Genomic DNA, 15,021 nt, shown 5'->3' on the forward strand with positions numbered 1-15,021 from the left:
ACGCCGTCATTCACGCGAGGCCTGGGTCGACAAACGCCCGGCCGCCTCGCTCAGCGCGACGAGTTGGCGACTGATCAATGCTAGCTGGCTCTGCAGCAAGCGGCGTTCATCACATCTTTCTTCGGCGGCGGACGCCTCGAGCAAGCCGGCATGACGCATCAGGGTGTCCTGGTGCGATTCGACCGTTTCGCCCGCAGCGAGCTGGCGTGCTACGCGCGCCAGCGTCTCGGCCACATCATCGGCCGCCGCCGTCACCGCGGTGTTGTCGTCACCCGCGGCGCCGGCTGCCCCGCGATGGGCCCCCAATGCCGAGAGATAGCTCAACAGAGTGTGTGAATGCACCAGAAAACGCAGCCCGACATCGGCGTCCTTGCGAAAGTGTCCCGGCTCCAGCAGCACATTACCCAGCGTCGTGGAAAGCGCCGCGTCAGCGTTATGAGCATTGCGCCGTGCCAACCGATAGGCAAGATCATCGCGCTTACCACGCGCGTACTGGTCGAGGATCGCGCGCAGATAGGCGGCACTGGCTTCGAGCGTCGACGCCGCCTGGCGGTGCAGCCCACGCCCTTGCCAATCGGGCAGGATCACCAGCACTGCCAGACCCGCGATGGCGGCGCCCAGCAGAGTATCGAACAGACGCGGCCAAATCAGCCCGAAGCCATCACCGACTTGATTGAAGCAGCACAGCACCATCAACGTGATGGCGGCCGTCGCCAGCGTGTAGTGATGCGCACGGGTGGCGAAGAAGGCGACCCCGGCGGCCACCGCGATCAACGCCTGGATAGGCTCGGTGGGAAACAACGTGATCAGCGCCCAACCGGCGACCAACCCCAGCACCGTGCCCTGAATACGTTGACGCAGAAAACGCCGCGTGGCCCCGAAGTTGGGTCGGCACACGAACACGCTGGTGAGCAGGATCCAGTACCCCTGGGTGGGATGAATCCAGTGCAGCAAGCCATAGCCCACCACCAGCGTCACGCTCAAGCGTAGCGCATGGCGAAACACCGGTGATGCCAGGCTGACATGCGCCTGGAGACGTTCGGCGACGTCGCGCAACCCGCGGGGCGAGCGGTCGAACAGACTGCTGTCCTCGTGATCGGCCCGCGCATCGGGATTGTCGGCACCGGCCAGCTTGTCCTCCAGCGTGGCGAGGTTATCGGCCAGCGCCGACAGCGAGCGCAGCAGGTCGCGCCATTCGTCGCGCCCTTGGGCATGCAGGTTGTTCAGGGATGCGTTGAAATCTTCCAGTGCCTGGGCGCTGGGACCGTGATCAAAGGGCCGGTCGAGAAGCAACGCACGACCCAAGGCCTTGCAGGCACGCCCTTGCTGATCGAGCAGGCGCTGGGCGCGAAAGAGGATGTCGTGATGGAAGAATGCCTCGGCCAGCGCGCCATACGGATAGTGCGAGGAACTCGCCCGCTCATGGATATCCTGTGCGATGAAGTAGAGGCGCAGGTAGCGATTGAGCTTACGCCCGCCCCGCTGGCCTTCGAGGCGCCGGAAGATCATCTCCTTGCTCTGGTTGAGCGCCGCCACCACGCGGCCATTCTGCTGGGCCAGCGCCAGACGCTGCTGCTCGATATCCATCCCTCTCAGCGGCTCGAAAAGCGCCGACTTGAGGCGCAAGTAAACGCCCAGCTCGCGAAAGACGTGCGCCAGGCTCAACTTGAGCGGATGACGCGAAAACAAGGCGCACCACACCACCGAGATCGCCCCGTACCAGGCCGCGCCCGAGACCAGCAGCAACGGCTCGCGCCACAGCTCGCCCAGTGCCACACCGCCGTGCTGCTCGAGGCTGATCATGGTGTAGATGGCGAGAATCAGGGTCGCGGTGGCGATGGTCGCGTAGCGCTGTCCCACGGCACCGAGCATGGTCATGCCGAAACTCGACACCCCAAGGCCCACCGCGAAGATCACGGGATGCGCAAACGTCAGCTCCACCGACACCGCGGCGACGGCGAAACACACCAAGGTCACCAACAACGCCTGCAGGCGCCCCTGCCAGGTATCGTCGGTCTCCGCCAGGGCACTGGCGATGATGCCCAGGAACAGCGGGATCAGCTTGCCCATGTCGTCGAGATACCAGCACAGCGCCATGACGCCGGCCAGCGCGATGAACACACGCAAGCTGTAGGCGAAGGACTCCAGGGTCCAGAGGCGTCTGAGCGGTTGGGTCAACGACGTCGGCAGCATATCTCTCGGTCGGACGGTAACAAGCCAGAAAGTCGTGCCATGCACGACACTACGACGTTAGTATAACGAAACCGACCGAGCCAGGGCGACTTCCGTCGTGTGGCGGATGCTAGCGCAGGTGCTTGAGCAATCCCTGTAGCCGCTCCAGGTCGCGCGAATCGCCGACCAGACGCAGACGACCACTTTGCAAACCGTCGAAGAACGCACGCGCTGTGGGGCGCTTGAGAAACGCCACCCCGGCATGGGCATCGCGAAAGCGCAATTCCAGATCAAGATCGATGGGTAAGCCCGGCGCGTCTTCGATGGCCTCGGGGCGCATACGGTAATGGCGCGCGAGGCTGAGATCCTCGGTGGCGACGCCCCAGTCGAAGCGTTGCATGTCCGAGAGCTTCTGCTGAAAACGCGGATTGCGACGTCGAGCACGCTTGAGCATGACACCCAACAGCCACAGCATCAGACGCAGTTTCATGCGCGCCTCGCCACATAGAAAAAGAAGGGAAAGGAGAAGAAATTGCACGGAGCGTCGGTGGATAGATGGCCCGAACACCCCGTGCCATCACTCACTTCACGGCGTCCTTGAGCGCCTTGCCGGGCTTGAACGCCACGGTCTTGCTCGCCGGAATGGTCAGCGGCTTGCCCGTCTGCGGATTCTTGCCGGTACGCGCGGCACGCTCGCGGACGGTGAAGGCACCGAACCCGATCAGCGAGACGTCCTGGCCCTTGGAGACGGTACCTGTGATTTCATCGAGAATGACATTAAGGACCTGACTGGCCTTGTCCTTGGAAAGATCGGCACGATCGGCGATCGCCGCGGCGAGTTCTGGCTTGCGCATAAAGCCCTCCTGGTTTGGCAACGAATGCGACATCTCTTTGATATCGCTTGTTGTTTTTCAATGAGCGAAACGAGCGCCACGCCCTCGGCGCAGCGCTAACACTACCCACCTAATGCGTCAGACCGATACCCTCCGGCATGACGACCTAAGCTAGGGTAGCAACGGCGGGGCGACCCGCGCCAGCTCGACTTTCCGACGTACGCAAGCCCCTGTCAATGCAAACCCCTGCAAATAGCCATTTTCATCCTCGGCGAGCGCGCTGAGATCGTCGCCTTCGCCCTCGATTCGCCAGCGTACCGGTGCTTGGCGCGGCGGTAGGGCCACCACCGGGCAAGACGGGGTCTTGACCAGCACTGGCCAGGCGCCGTAAGCGACCGGCGTCGGCGTCCCGGTCAGGGTCGCCGCCAGCGCCTTGGCACTGGCCTGAAGCGGTTGCACGTACATGGCGTTGAGTCCCGCCACACAGGCACAGTCGCCCAATGCATGGATACCGGGCTGCGCGGTCGCCAGGTAACGATCCGTCTGGATACCCTCCTCGGAAACAGCGAGCCCAGCGGTCTCGGCCAGCGCGGTACGCGGCGAGAGGCCGGTGGCGATCAACACCAGATCGGCGGGCAACGCCTCGCCATCGTCGAGCACCAGCGAGAGCGCCTCATCGTCACGCTGGAGCTGCGCGAGGCTACGTCCCAGGCGCAGGTCGGCGCCCGACTTGCTCAGCGCAGCCCCCAGTACCTGGCCCAGTGGCGGCGGAAGAAGCCGCGCCAAAGGCGTTTGCTCAGGGGCGACGAGTGCCACGCGGTGGCCCCCGGCAAGCAGGTCGTCGGCGAACTCGCAGCCCACCAGTCCGGCACCGACGATCGCGACGCGCGCGACGCGCGCGACGCCGCCATGGTGCGATAAGACGTCATGAAAACGCCGATAGTCATCGAGATCGTTAATGGTGAAGACGCGATCGCGCACCTCGTCCGCCACCGTGAAGGGCGCACTGGGCGCTGCCCCGGTGGCCAAGACCAGATCGCCGTAGGGCAGACGTTCCGCGCCGATGGCCAGCGTCTGCGTTCGCGGGTCGATGGTGTCGACCCGCGTGTGCGTACGCATGGTCATCTGCAGCGCATCGGCCACGTCGATGGGGGAGCGCATCGCCAAACGCTCAGGCGGCATTCCCTTGGCGAAGCCCGTAGACAAAAGCGGTTTCGAATAGTCAGAGCCGCTATCGGCAGTGATCAGAGTAATGGTGCGCCGTGCATCGCGAGCACGTACCTGCCGGGCCAGTCCCAGACCGGCCATGCCGCTGCCGACGATGATCAAAGGGTCGCTCATTGGCGCCTCGTGCTACGCATGACAGAAAAGTGACGACGCGGCGATACGACAGCTCAAGCCTCGCAAGCGCGGACGCCGCCATAGCGCATCGTACACGCATGATACACTCATATACTTTGAGCCTGATTTTACGCATGACACACGACCGTTTCAGCGCTGGCCCACACTGGCTGCCGGCCGCCGCCCAGCGTCCCCGCATGCGCCCCGCTTGGTGGCGCTGGCTAGCCTCGCGCGACTCACTGACCGCACGCCTGCGCGCCGCCAGCACACAGTCCTTCGGAGTACGGCTGCTCGCTCAAGGAATCAGCCGCCCCCGGCTCGACGAGGCCCGGGCGCTGGGGCTCGACCCCCGAGCCCGTATCTGGCGACGCGAGGTCATGCTGATGCTGGGCGAAACACCGTGGGTCGCGGCACGTTCGGTGGCCCCGCTAGCGTCGCTTCACGGCGCGCGACTGCAGTCGCTGGGAACACGTTCGCTGGGTAGCTGGCTGTTTCGCCAGCCCGGTCTCGAACGCGGCCCTATCGAGATCATTCGGTCGCCGGCTCCCACGCTCGTGACAGTACATGGTCGCGCCGCGCCCTGGGGACGGCGCTCGGTCCTGCGCCTGGGGCATACATCGATTCTCGTCCAGGAATTCTTTCTCGACACCATGGACGCTGACCTCGCGTTATCATCGCGCTAAGCTGACCGCTCACTTTTCCATAGGCACGTTGCCTTTTCACACCCACGTTGCTTTTTCACAGGCACGTTGTTTACAGGAGATCCCGATGTCCGCCGATTCATCCGACGCCGCGCGCCCCACCGGCTTGGCCCGCGTGCCGGATTTCCTGCGCCTGACGCGCCTGGACCGCCCCATCGGCACCTGGCTTCTGATGTGGCCGACACTGTGGGCCCTGTGGCTGGCGGCCGAGGGCGTGCCCGAGCGCGGCACGCTGCTGATCTTCGTTATCGGCGTGTACGTGATGCGTGCCGCCGGTTGCGTGGTCAACGACTACGCCGACCGCCATTTCGATGGCCACGTCAAGCGTACGCGTGACCGGCCATTGGCCACCGGGCGCATCTCCGAGAAGGAAGCCAAGGCCACCTTCGCGGTACTGGTGGTGATTGCCTTCGGCCTGGTCTGCCTGACCAACCTGCCCACCGTGCTGTTGTCATTCGCGGCACTGGCGTTGGCGGCCACCTATCCGTTCATGAAGCGCTATACGCATTTCCCGCAGGTAGTGCTGGGCGCGGCTTTCTCGTGGGGTATTCCCATGGCGTTCATGGCCATTCAGCGCCAGGTACCGCTCGAGGCGTGGTTGCTGCTGGCCGCCAACATCGCCTGGACGGTGGCCTACGACACCGAATACGCCATCGTCGACCGCGACGACGACCTCAAGGTGGGCATCAAGTCCACAGCGGTACTGTTCGGCCGCGCCGACCGACTGATCATCGGGTTGTTGCAGGCTCTGACCGTCGTGCTGCTCGCCTGGGTCGGCCTGCGTCTGGCGCTTGGCGGCTTCTTCTGGCTGGGGCTGGCCGCCATGGTGGCGATCTTCGTCTACCAGCACTATTTGATTCGTCATCGCGAGCGCGATCCTTGCTTCCGCGCCTTCCTCAACAATCATTGGGCCGGGCTGGTAGTCTTCGCGGGCATCGCCCTGTCGTTATGGCCTATGTGACGCTATGAGCTATAGGTAAAGAGCGCGATTGTCACGAAGCTGTCACATTAGCGCGTTGTAATCGTCATGCTGATGTCATTCATGAGTGATTCGCTTCATCGCGATCCGCAAGAGGCCCACGCCCATGACCGCCAAGACCGTGCTCATCGTCGATGACGAGGCGTCCATCCGCGAAATGATCGCGGTGGCGCTGGAAATGGCCGACTACCACGTGCTGGAAGCCGACAACGCCCAGACGGCGCACGCCATGGTGGTCGACGACCAGCCCGATCTATTGCTGCTGGACTGGATGATGCCCGGCACCAGCGGCATCGAACTGGCGCGGCGTCTCAAGCGCGATACCGCCACCGCCGAGCTGCCGATCATCCTGCTCACCGCCAAGAGCGAGGAAGACAACAAGATCCAGGGGCTAGAAGCCGGCGCCGATGACTACATCACCAAGCCGTTCTCGCCGCGGGAGCTGGTGGCACGCCTCAAGGCCGTGCTGCGACGCGCCACGCCCACCGGGGTCGAGGAGACGGTGGAAATCGACGGCTTGCGTCTCGACCCCGTCAGCCACCGAGTCAGCGCCAATGGCGAGGCGCTGGACGTGGGCCCCACCGAGTATCGGCTCCTGCAGTTCTTCATGACGCACCAGGAGCGCGCCTACACCCGTAGCCAGTTGCTCGACCAGGTCTGGGGTGGCAATGTCTATGTCGAGGAGCGCACCGTCGACGTGCATATTCGCCGCCTGCGCAAGGTGCTCGGCGATGACCACCAACACCTCATTCAGACGGTACGCGGCACCGGTTATCGCTTCTCCACCAAGGAGTAGCGCACGTGTACTATTGGACCAATGAACTGTGGCGTCTGGCGTACCTCGTCATCGGTCTCGGTGTCCTCGGCTGGCTCTTCGGCGAACCCGGCTGGGGGCTCGCCGCCGGCCTGGGCCTCTATGTCTACCTGCATCTGCGCCATTTGCGCGCCCTGTATGTCTGGCTGACCCAGCATCCGCATGACACGCCACCGGTCGGTGCCGGGGTCTGGGGAGATCTGTTCGACCGCCTCTACAAGTATCAGAAGACCCAGCGTCAATCGCAGGCCCGCCTGCGCGATATCATCCGCCGCGTACAGGACTCCTGCGAGGCGATGCGCGATGCCGTGGTCATGCTCGACCGTCACGGCGACCTGGAATGGTGGAACAGCGCCGCGGCCCAGATGCTCGGCTTTCAAATGCCCCATGATCGCGGCCAGCACATCACCAACTTCCTGCGTGACCCCCGCTTCGTGGCCTATTTCAACGCCCGCGATTACCGCGAACCGCTGACCTTGGCCTCGCCGATACGCGATGACGTGACGCTGCAATACCAGGTCACGCTGTTCGGCGACAACGAGCGCCTGGTCATGGCGCGCGATATCTCGCGACTGCATCGTCTGGAAGAAATGCGGCGCGATTTCGTCGCCAACGTCTCCCACGAACTGCGTACCCCGCTCACCGTGTTGACCGGTTATCTAGAAACCTATCTCGATCAGGCCGACCAATTGCCGTCGCGCTGGCAGCGTGGCCTCGGCCAGATGCAGGAACAAACCCAGCGCATGCAGAACCTGGTCGAGGACCTGCTGCTGCTGTCGAAGCTGGAAACCGATCAGACCCGCGACGACCCGGCACCGCTGGACATGGCCACGCTGCTTGAAAACATTCGCGACGACGCCGCCAATCTCTGCGCGGGCAGCCATGAGATAGCCCTGGATATCCATACCGATCATTGCCTTCTGGGTGACGAAGGCGAGATACGCAGCGCCGTGTCCAATCTAGTCTTCAACGCCGTGCGTTACACACCGCCGGGGAGCACCGTCACGCTACGCTGGAAGGCGTGGAAGGAGGGTGCTGCGGTGGAGGTCGAGGACGATGGCGATGGCATCGACCCGGTGCATCTGCCGCGTCTTACCGAACGCTTCTATCGCGTCGACAAGGGGCGCAGCGCCGCCAACGGCGGCACCGGGCTGGGTCTGGCCATCGTCAAGCATGTGTTGCTGCGCCACGACGCGCATCTCGACATCGACAGCCACCCCGGCCAGGGCGCGCTTTTCCGCTGTGTCTTTCCCGCCACGCGCGTACGCGCCGCTCCCACTCTCGAAGAAAAGCGTGCCGTGGGCGGCGACTGAACACTACTAGAAGAATATCCGCGCGACAGATCAGCCGTTGACGACGCGCCGCGGCGGTTGGGTTTCGGTTTTCTCGCGACATGCCAATGGACAGTTGCCGCAGTAGCCGAGTCCGGGGAGCAGATAGCGAATGCAGCAGACACGCCGCGTGCGTTCGATGTCGCCTTCGCTGCTTTCACGATAGCGAATGGGGCGAAACAGCGGGTTGCGCTTGCCATCGGCCAATTCACGCTGGGTCATCAGACGCCCGCCCGTATCGGCGCGCGCCTGGGCACCGGGCAAGGTGTAGAGCTGGGAGATGAGGTAGTCATAGTAGTGGCCGAGATTGCCCCATAGTGCGCGGGGCGCGATGCCGGTGTGCTCCGCCATGCAATCAATCGCCGGCCCCCAGGTGTCACGTATCAAGGGCAAAAAGCGCGCCTCGGCCTGGGGCGCGGCGAGCGGTGTGCCGGTGTCTTCGACAACCAGCGCCTCGACGAGCATATCCTCGCCGAGTACCAACCCCAGACGCGACAGTTCGAGCGGTAATTGTCGCTCCGCCAGCAAATTATGCGCCGCCCCCAGATAGGTAGTGAGCGCCAGGAAATATTTCGACCACAGCGATATCACGGCGCGAGAATCGCCATGCTGATGCTCGGCGCCATAACGCTTGAGGATCTGCGTCATCCCAGGCTCGGAGAATACATCTCGCGCCGCCCAGGTCGTCACGGGGGCCTGATCCCAGGTAAGTAGCTTGCGCTCCATCCCTTTCAAGGGACCGGCATAAAACCGATCAAGCAGCACTGACATCGAAAGCTTTCCTGTGGCGAGGCCAAGTGGAAGGCGTGGGCCAGATACCCACGCCAAAAAGCGTAAATGAAAACCACTCGCGATTCAATCGTGTCTAGAAGTCGTAGGTCAGGCTCGCGCGCACATTCCGCTCCGCCCCGAAGTAGCAATATTCAAGCGAGTTGCATGACGCCACGTATTCCTTGTCGAGCACGTTGCCCACATTGAGGCGTACCTGCATGCCCGGCATACCCATCTGGCTCAGGTCATAACCCAGCATGGCGTCGACCAGCGTGTAGTCGGGAACTTGCTCGGTATTGGCGCGATCCGCTTGGATATCGGCGTAATAGCGCACCCCGAGACCGGCATCCAACCCTGCGAGCGTATCGCCCTGGAAGGCATAGTGGCTCCATAGACTCGCCTGGTGACGCGGGGCGTAGATGGCGTGGCTACCTTCCTCGCTATCCACTGCACTCTTGGTGTAGGTGATGTCGGTGTAGCTGTAGGCGGCCTGCAAACGCAGCCCCTCGGTCAATTGCGTGCGGGCTTCCAGCTCCAGGCCTTGCGACTCGATCTCGCCGATGGAACGGTAAGGATCGGTGGGCTGTTCCTTGGTAGCGACGTTTTCCTGGGTGATGCGGAAAAGCGAGAGGCTATAGCGATCTTGGGTGCCCGGCGGTTGGTACTTGAGGCCGGTTTCCCACTGCTCGCCTTCCATCGGCTCGAGCAGATCGCCTTCGGCATCGACGAAGCTGGTCGGTGTGAAGGCCGTGTTATAGCTGACGTAGGGCGCGACACCATTGTCGAATAGATAGAGCACGCCGGCCCGGCCACTGAACTGGGTATCGTCTAGCTTGCTCTCGCTGTCGTTTAGAGAATCGGTGTTTTTGATGTCGACCCAGTCGTAGCGACCGCCCAACGTCAGGCGCCAGCGATGGAATGCCATCTGGTCTTGCAGATAGACCCCCGTCTGCGTCAATTCATGGCGTTCATCGTTGGTCTTGGCGATATCGCCTACCGGGTCGGCACCATATTGCGGATCGAAGGCGTTGAGAGACGGAAAGGCTCCCGAGGTCCAGACCACATCGTTCTGGCGATCCTGGTAATCGACGCCCACCAGCAGGGTATGATCGATAAAGCCGCTGGAGAATTCGCCCTCGAGCTGGTTATCTACCGTCCAGGCTTCGAGCGACTCTCGCCCCCCTGAGTAGTAGCGAACCAACTCGTTGGAATCGGGCGATGTCCATCCGTAGCCGTAGACCTGGTTCAAGGTGGTATCCGAGTTCAGATAGCGCACCTTCTGGCGCGCGGTCCAGGCATCATTGAAACGGTGCTCGAGGCTGTAACCGAACATCCGCTGGGTCCGTTCGAACTTGTCGTAATCGTCTTCACCGTCGAAGAAGTTATTGCTGATCTTGCGGCCATTGTGGCTTTCCACCGCCCCCTCGTAAGGCACGCCGGAGTGATAGCCGCCTTCCGGATCCTTTTGCAGATAGGCCATGAACGACAGTGTCGTGTCGTCGGTAACATCCCAGGTCACCGAGGGTGCGATGGCGTAGCGCTCTTCCTCGACCGAGTCGAACTGGGTGTCCGCGCCACTTGCCAGACCCACCACGCGATAGGCGGCACGCCGCTCATCATCCAGCGGCCCCGTGACATCGAACGCCGCGCTGCGCTGACTGTTATTGCCCACGCCAAAGCGCAGTTGCCGGTGTGTCTCGAATTGCGGCTGCTTGCTGGTCAGCGCCACCAGGCCACCGGGAGACGAGCGCCCGTAAAGTACCGAGGCCGGCCCCTTGACGACCTCGACGCTCTCCAGGAAATACGGATCGATCACCATCGAGCTGTAGCCATTGGTGTCACCCATCACCTTCAGGCCATCGAGATAGGTGTTGCTGAGGCTCCCATCAGAGAAGCCACGCATGACCAGGTAATCGTAGCGATTGGAGGCACCGACCTGATTGGTGTAGACCCCCGGCGTATACTGCACGGCGTCCCTGAGCGTGCGAGTGTCTCGCTCATCCATCTCGTCGCGGTCGACTCGCGAGACGGACTGCGGCGTTTCGATGATCGGCGTCTGGGTCTTGGTGGCGGCCTCGCCCGACACGGTCACCGTGGACAGATCCACAGCATCGCCGTCATCGCTTTCGGATTGAGCCCACGTCATCGTGGGCATGAACAGTACGCCTGCCAGGCACGCGCAGGAAAACCAGTGGGGATGCAATGTGCGACTCATGAAAACGCTTCCTCGCTCTCGTCCTAGGGTCGCGGTCGACCCGTTTCTTATGGAGAGTGAGAATTATTAACTTTTAAGAGTCGTTCTGCTTATGGTCAATGCCGAAAAACCTATGCGCGACGCTGCAAGCGATTTCGCGGAGGAACTTCTTTCATCATCACGGGGTATTCACGGCACCAGGCAGGGGTAGACGCTGGTGCAACGCACGCGGCGATAGACCGTAGCGCTGCTTGAAGGCGGTGGCAAAGTTGCTGGCATGCCGGTATCCCACCCGTGTCGCGACGTACTGCACGCTATAGCCTTCCCGGAGCAACTCGTGGGCCATTTCGAGGCGACGTTGACGCAAGCATTCGAAGACCGACTGGCCATATGCCTGGCGAAACTTGTCACGCAATGCGCTGGGGCTCATGCAGGCCAGTTGCGCCAAGGCTTCGATGCTATGCGACGCCTCGGGATGTTCGTGCAGGGATTCACGCACACGCGCCAGATGGTGGCGGTCACGCATTCCCAAGCGACGCTCCTGACGGTGAGGCGTTCCTCGGGCCGCCAGGCCGTGGGCCATCAATTGCAGCGCCAGCCCCTCGCCGAGCAAGGCATGCTGTGCCTCCTCCGGTGGCGCATTCAGCCACTCCTCGAGCGACAGCCAGACGCCTTCGGGCAAGGACAAACGCCATGCCTCACTGGTGGCGTTGTCGAGCAATTCGGCCAGCGGCGTAGCCAAGCGCGTGTGTGACGTACGTGCGGCATCCAACAAGGTGAGATTGATCGCACGCAGGCGCTGCCCGCCGGCATGACGCGCACTCAACGTCTGATGACCGGCGTGCGTGAGCATTAGCGCTTCACGCGGTGCCAGAGCGAAATGCTGCCCACCGTGCGACAGTTCCGCGCTGCCCTCGAGCATGACGATGATCGACACATGCGCTGGCGCGTCGGCCAAGGCGTGCGTTTCGTAGGTATGGTGAATCGTGAGGCGCGAACCGACGAGGCTGACACCCATGGCAGGGCGACATTCGTCGACCCAACCCTCGGCCACCGGGGTGGACGCGGCGTCGTTGCGGTTCAAGGAGGGAAAGCGGTGATACAAACGATAACGGCGCTCGAAAGCGCCGAAATCTGCCATGGTCAGGCACGGGGCCGGCACTGAGACATCGTTCGTCATGCCTGTCGCCGGGCCCATGACATACTCCCGATAGGCTTACGCAGTGGCTTCGGCGTAACGACGCGCCACTTCGTCCCAATCGACGACCTCGAAGAAGGCCTTGATGTACTCGGGACGCTTGTTCTGATACTTGAGGTAATAGGCGTGTTCCCACACGTCCAGCCCCAGAATCGGCGTATTGCCGTGCATCAGCGGGCTATCCTGGTTGAGCGTGTTTTCCACGACCAGACGCCCGGCAGGCGTGACGGACAGCCAAGCCCAGCCACTGCCGAAGCGCTTGACGGCAGCTTGCGTGAAGGCTTCACGGAACGCTTCGTCACCGCCCAACTCACTGTCGATAGCTGAGGCCAAATCGCCCTTGGCCTTGCCGCCACCCTGTGCCGACATGACCGTCCAGAACAGCGAATGGTTGGCGTGCCCGCCACCGTTGTTGATCACTGCCTGACGCTTGGCTTCCGGAACGCGCTCGATTTCGCCCATCAGGGTTTCGACCGGCAGCGATTCGAGATCCGTGCCTTCCAGAGCGGCGTTCAGATTATTGACGTAGGTCTGATGGTGACGGCTGTGATGGATCTCCATGGTGAGCGCATCGATATGCGGTTCCAAGGCATCATAAGCATAGGGTAACGTCGGTAGTTGATGCGCCACGACATACCTCCTTGTCAATCTATCGTCGAATGTCGAGCCTTGGTGCAACATGGCACCAACGGCACGTTGTACCTAACAATAATAGTTTTCATTGCAGGTTTGTCAATTACTTAGCGGCTTAGACGAGGGGGTCAGAACACCTTGTCGAGCACGAACATCAGCATGAATCCTCCCAGCACTCCAAAGGTCGCATCGCGTTCGTGTCCCTTGCGATGCGACTCGGGAATGATCTCGTGGCTGATCACGAACAACATCGCGCCAGCGGCAAAGGCCAGGCCAAAAGGTAGCAAGGCGTCGACGACATGCACTGCAAAGGCCCCGATGACCCCGCCGATAGGCTCCACCAAACCGCTCAATAACGCCGCACCCAAGGCAGTGAGACGCGAATAGCCGATCGCCAGCAGCCCCAGGGAGACGATTAGCCCCTCGGGCAGATTCTGGAGACCGATGCCCAGCGTCAACGCCACCCCAGCGGCCATGTCGCCACGCGCGTAGCCCACGCCAACCGCCAGCCCTTCGGGAAAGTTATGGATGGTGATGGCGAAGATGAACAACCAGATACGCCGGATCTGCAAGGCATCCGCGCCGCCCTGCTTGCCGAGCGCGAAATGCTCATGGGGCACGAAGCGGTCCATACCCCAGACCAGAATGCCGCCACACACGATCCCCCCGCAGACGATCATCAGGGCCCAGCCGATGGTGCCGGTGAGCGCCAGCGAGTCCTCGTAGGCCGGCATGGCCAGGGAATAGGCCGTGGCGGCCAACATCACGCCGGCGCCGAAGCCCATCAAGGCATCCTCGAGACGCTGGCTGATGTGGCGCAGCACCATGATCGGCAACGCCCCCAGTGGCGTGAAGAGCCCGGCTACCAGACTCGCCAGCATGCCCGCCTGAAGCGTGCTCAACGTGCCCAGCCAATCGCGCATCTGGGCGCCCAGCCACCACACCAGGAACGCGCCCACGGCGGCCGCGAGTAAGATGCCCAGCGCCCAGCGGCGTCGAATAAAGCCACCGGGCGCCACGGAAGGCGCTTGCGAGGGCGCTTGCGTATCTTGCATGCGGGGTCTCCTGCGTCGTCGAGAGCGTTCAGCGTGTCACAGCCGGTAGGTGACGATAATATTGCTGCCAGAGTATCACCGCACCCGCCACGCCGCCCGGCAACAACACCAGATTGAGCACCGGTATCCACGTCGCCAGCGACATGCCGAACCCGAAGGTCAGCGTTGGCCACCAACGCGTCCGCAAACGTCGCCGCATGTCGCCAAAGCTCACCTGGTTGTTATCCATCGGATAATCCAGGTATTGAATCGCCAACATCCATGCCGAAAAGGCGGCCCACAAGAATGGCATGAATACGTTCACGCCGGGCACGAAGCCGAGCACGAACAACAGCGCCATGCGCGGCAGCATGTACCCCAGCTTGACGAATTCCCGGCCCAACGCGTCGACTCCCGCGCGGAAAAGTCCCCGCGTATCGTTGGGCGGCGCCCCGCTCAGACGCCATTCCACCTTTTCGGCGAGAAAACCATAAAACGGCGCGGCGATCAGGTTGGTCACCAGCGTGAAGGAAAAGAACACTACCAGCAGCAGGCTCACCACCAGTAGCGGCCAGATCAACCACTCCAGCCACTCGAGCCAGGACGGCACCTTGAGCATCCAGTAGTCGAGCCAGCCACCGAAATGCGTGAACAAATAGCCTAGCGTGGCGGCGTAGATCAGCAGGTTGATCGTCACTGGCGCAATGACGAAGCGGCGCATCCCCGGCGACAAAACCAGCCGTGTGCCCTGACCGATGGCGGTAAACGCATGCAACATCGAGGTTTATTCCTTGATAGACGAAAGCGCGGCCCCTGCATAACAGCATGCCATGCGGCGGCCCCAGCGCCATCTCCCGCGGTTGATGAGAAATTTAATACTAGTATGAGGCTCTCTCAGACTTCGTGCTCAGTAAAACGCATGACCCGCTCGGCCTTTCGGCGCAACCCGGCGAATAGCGGCCAAGCGCGGCACGGCGGTGTGCTAACGTAGCTAAACCGGGATGCCTGAACGGCAGCGTT

At 62.4% G+C, this 15,021-nt stretch carries 14 protein-coding genes; 4 read left to right on the forward strand and 10 right to left on the reverse strand.

What is annotated here, in order from left to right; all coding sequences use genetic code 11:
* Window positions 1–6: 6 nt before the first annotated feature.
* From yccS to OP494_RS06030, 4 genes are all read right to left on the reverse strand, one after another.
* Window positions 7–2,193: a YccS family putative transporter gene (yccS, locus tag OP494_RS06015; RefSeq protein WP_280539813.1), complete on the reverse strand. Its 2,187-nt coding sequence runs from the start codon at window positions 2,191–2,193 to the stop codon at window positions 7–9.
* 109 nt (window positions 2,194–2,302) lie between these two features.
* Window positions 2,303–2,662 carry a hypothetical protein gene (locus OP494_RS06020; protein WP_246894880.1) on the reverse strand — a complete coding sequence of 120 codons (360 nt, stop codon included), beginning with the start codon at window positions 2,660–2,662 and terminating at the stop codon, window positions 2,303–2,305.
* 91 nt (window positions 2,663–2,753) lie between these two features.
* Window positions 2,754–3,026, reverse strand: coding sequence for an HU family DNA-binding protein (locus OP494_RS06025; protein WP_040240342.1), 273 nt, complete (start codon window positions 3,024–3,026; stop codon window positions 2,754–2,756).
* 150 nt (window positions 3,027–3,176) lie between these two features.
* Complete coding sequence (locus OP494_RS06030) at window positions 3,177–4,346, reverse strand: FAD-dependent oxidoreductase (protein ID WP_280539815.1); 1,170 nt, start codon at window positions 4,344–4,346, stop codon at window positions 3,177–3,179.
* Between the two features lie 134 nt (window positions 4,347–4,480).
* Between OP494_RS06030 and OP494_RS06035 the strand changes: the two genes are divergently transcribed.
* The 4 genes from OP494_RS06035 (at window position 4,481) to phoR (ending at window position 8,153) form a co-directional block, all read left to right on the forward strand.
* A complete protein-coding gene (locus tag OP494_RS06035) occupies window positions 4,481–5,029 on the forward strand; it encodes a chorismate lyase (RefSeq protein WP_280539816.1) in 549 nt (182 codons plus the stop codon).
* A gap of 85 nt (window positions 5,030–5,114) precedes the next feature.
* Window positions 5,115–6,008 (forward strand): 4-hydroxybenzoate octaprenyltransferase, encoded by an 894-nt coding sequence (gene ubiA, locus OP494_RS06040; protein WP_280539817.1) that lies wholly within the window; start codon window positions 5,115–5,117, stop codon window positions 6,006–6,008.
* Window positions 6,009–6,132: 124 nt separating this feature from the next.
* Window positions 6,133–6,822 carry a phosphate regulon transcriptional regulator PhoB gene (gene phoB / locus OP494_RS06045; protein ID WP_280539819.1) on the forward strand — a complete coding sequence of 230 codons (690 nt, stop codon included), beginning with the start codon at window positions 6,133–6,135 and terminating at the stop codon, window positions 6,820–6,822.
* Between the two features lie 5 nt (window positions 6,823–6,827).
* On the forward strand, window positions 6,828–8,153 hold the full coding sequence (gene phoR / locus OP494_RS06050) for a phosphate regulon sensor histidine kinase PhoR (protein WP_280539820.1): 1,326 nt from the start codon (window positions 6,828–6,830) through the stop codon (window positions 8,151–8,153).
* Window positions 8,154–8,183: 30 nt separating this feature from the next.
* On the opposite strand, the gene fhuF is transcribed toward phoR, so the two are convergent.
* From fhuF to cysZ, 6 genes are all read right to left on the reverse strand, one after another.
* The gene (gene fhuF / locus OP494_RS06055) at window positions 8,184–8,942 is read right to left on the reverse strand and encodes a siderophore-iron reductase FhuF (RefSeq protein ID WP_280539821.1); all 759 of its coding nucleotides are present in this window, start codon (window positions 8,940–8,942) and stop codon (window positions 8,184–8,186) included.
* Between the two features lie 94 nt (window positions 8,943–9,036).
* Window positions 9,037–11,088: a TonB-dependent siderophore receptor gene (locus OP494_RS06060; protein WP_280539967.1), complete on the reverse strand. Its 2,052-nt coding sequence runs from the start codon at window positions 11,086–11,088 to the stop codon at window positions 9,037–9,039.
* A 226-nt stretch (window positions 11,089–11,314) separates the two neighbouring features.
* Window positions 11,315–12,334 carry an AraC family transcriptional regulator gene (locus OP494_RS06065; protein WP_280539822.1) on the reverse strand — a complete coding sequence of 340 codons (1,020 nt, stop codon included), beginning with the start codon at window positions 12,332–12,334 and terminating at the stop codon, window positions 11,315–11,317.
* Window positions 12,335–12,352: 18 nt separating this feature from the next.
* Window positions 12,353–12,964 (reverse strand): superoxide dismutase, encoded by a 612-nt coding sequence (locus OP494_RS06070; RefSeq protein WP_280539824.1) that lies wholly within the window; start codon window positions 12,962–12,964, stop codon window positions 12,353–12,355.
* Window positions 12,965–13,095: 131 nt separating this feature from the next.
* Window positions 13,096–14,022: a ZIP family metal transporter gene (locus tag OP494_RS06075; RefSeq protein WP_280539825.1), complete on the reverse strand. Its 927-nt coding sequence runs from the start codon at window positions 14,020–14,022 to the stop codon at window positions 13,096–13,098.
* A 28-nt stretch (window positions 14,023–14,050) separates the two neighbouring features.
* Window positions 14,051–14,779, reverse strand: a complete 729-nt coding sequence (gene cysZ / locus OP494_RS06080) for a sulfate transporter CysZ (RefSeq protein ID WP_280539826.1) — start codon at window positions 14,777–14,779, stop codon at window positions 14,051–14,053.
* Window positions 14,780–15,021: the final 242 nt, after the last annotated feature.

This window comes from Chromohalobacter sp. 11-W, assembly GCF_029889905.1.
GTDB lineage: Bacteria > Pseudomonadota > Gammaproteobacteria > Pseudomonadales > Halomonadaceae > Chromohalobacter.

Coding starts and splice junctions, on each gene's coding strand:
- ubiA (WP_280539817.1), top strand. CDS start 5,115: ATGTCCGCCGATTCATCCGACGCCGCGCGCCCCACCGGCTTGGCCCGC.
- OP494_RS06035 (WP_280539816.1), top strand. CDS start 4,481: ATGACACACGACCGTTTCAGCGCTGGCCCACACTGGCTGCCGGCCGCC.
- OP494_RS06030 (WP_280539815.1), bottom strand. CDS start 4,346: ATGAGCGACCCTTTGATCATCGTCGGCAGCGGCATGGCCGGTCTGGGA.
- phoB (WP_280539819.1), top strand. CDS start 6,133: ATGACCGCCAAGACCGTGCTCATCGTCGATGACGAGGCGTCCATCCGC.
- OP494_RS06020 (WP_246894880.1), bottom strand. CDS start 2,662: ATGAAACTGCGTCTGATGCTGTGGCTGTTGGGTGTCATGCTCAAGCGT.
- OP494_RS06075 (WP_280539825.1), bottom strand. CDS start 14,022: ATGCAAGATACGCAAGCGCCCTCGCAAGCGCCTTCCGTGGCGCCCGGT.
- OP494_RS06065 (WP_280539822.1), bottom strand. CDS start 12,334: ATGGGCCCGGCGACAGGCATGACGAACGATGTCTCAGTGCCGGCCCCG.
- cysZ (WP_280539826.1), bottom strand. CDS start 14,779: ATGTTGCATGCGTTTACCGCCATCGGTCAGGGCACACGGCTGGTTTTG.
- OP494_RS06025 (WP_040240342.1), bottom strand. CDS start 3,026: ATGCGCAAGCCAGAACTCGCCGCGGCGATCGCCGATCGTGCCGATCTT.
- OP494_RS06060 (WP_280539967.1), bottom strand. CDS start 11,088: ATGACGTGGGCTCAATCCGAAAGCGATGACGGCGATGCTGTGGATCTG.
- fhuF (WP_280539821.1), bottom strand. CDS start 8,942: ATGTCAGTGCTGCTTGATCGGTTTTATGCCGGTCCCTTGAAAGGGATG.
- yccS (WP_280539813.1), bottom strand. CDS start 2,193: ATGCTGCCGACGTCGTTGACCCAACCGCTCAGACGCCTCTGGACCCTG.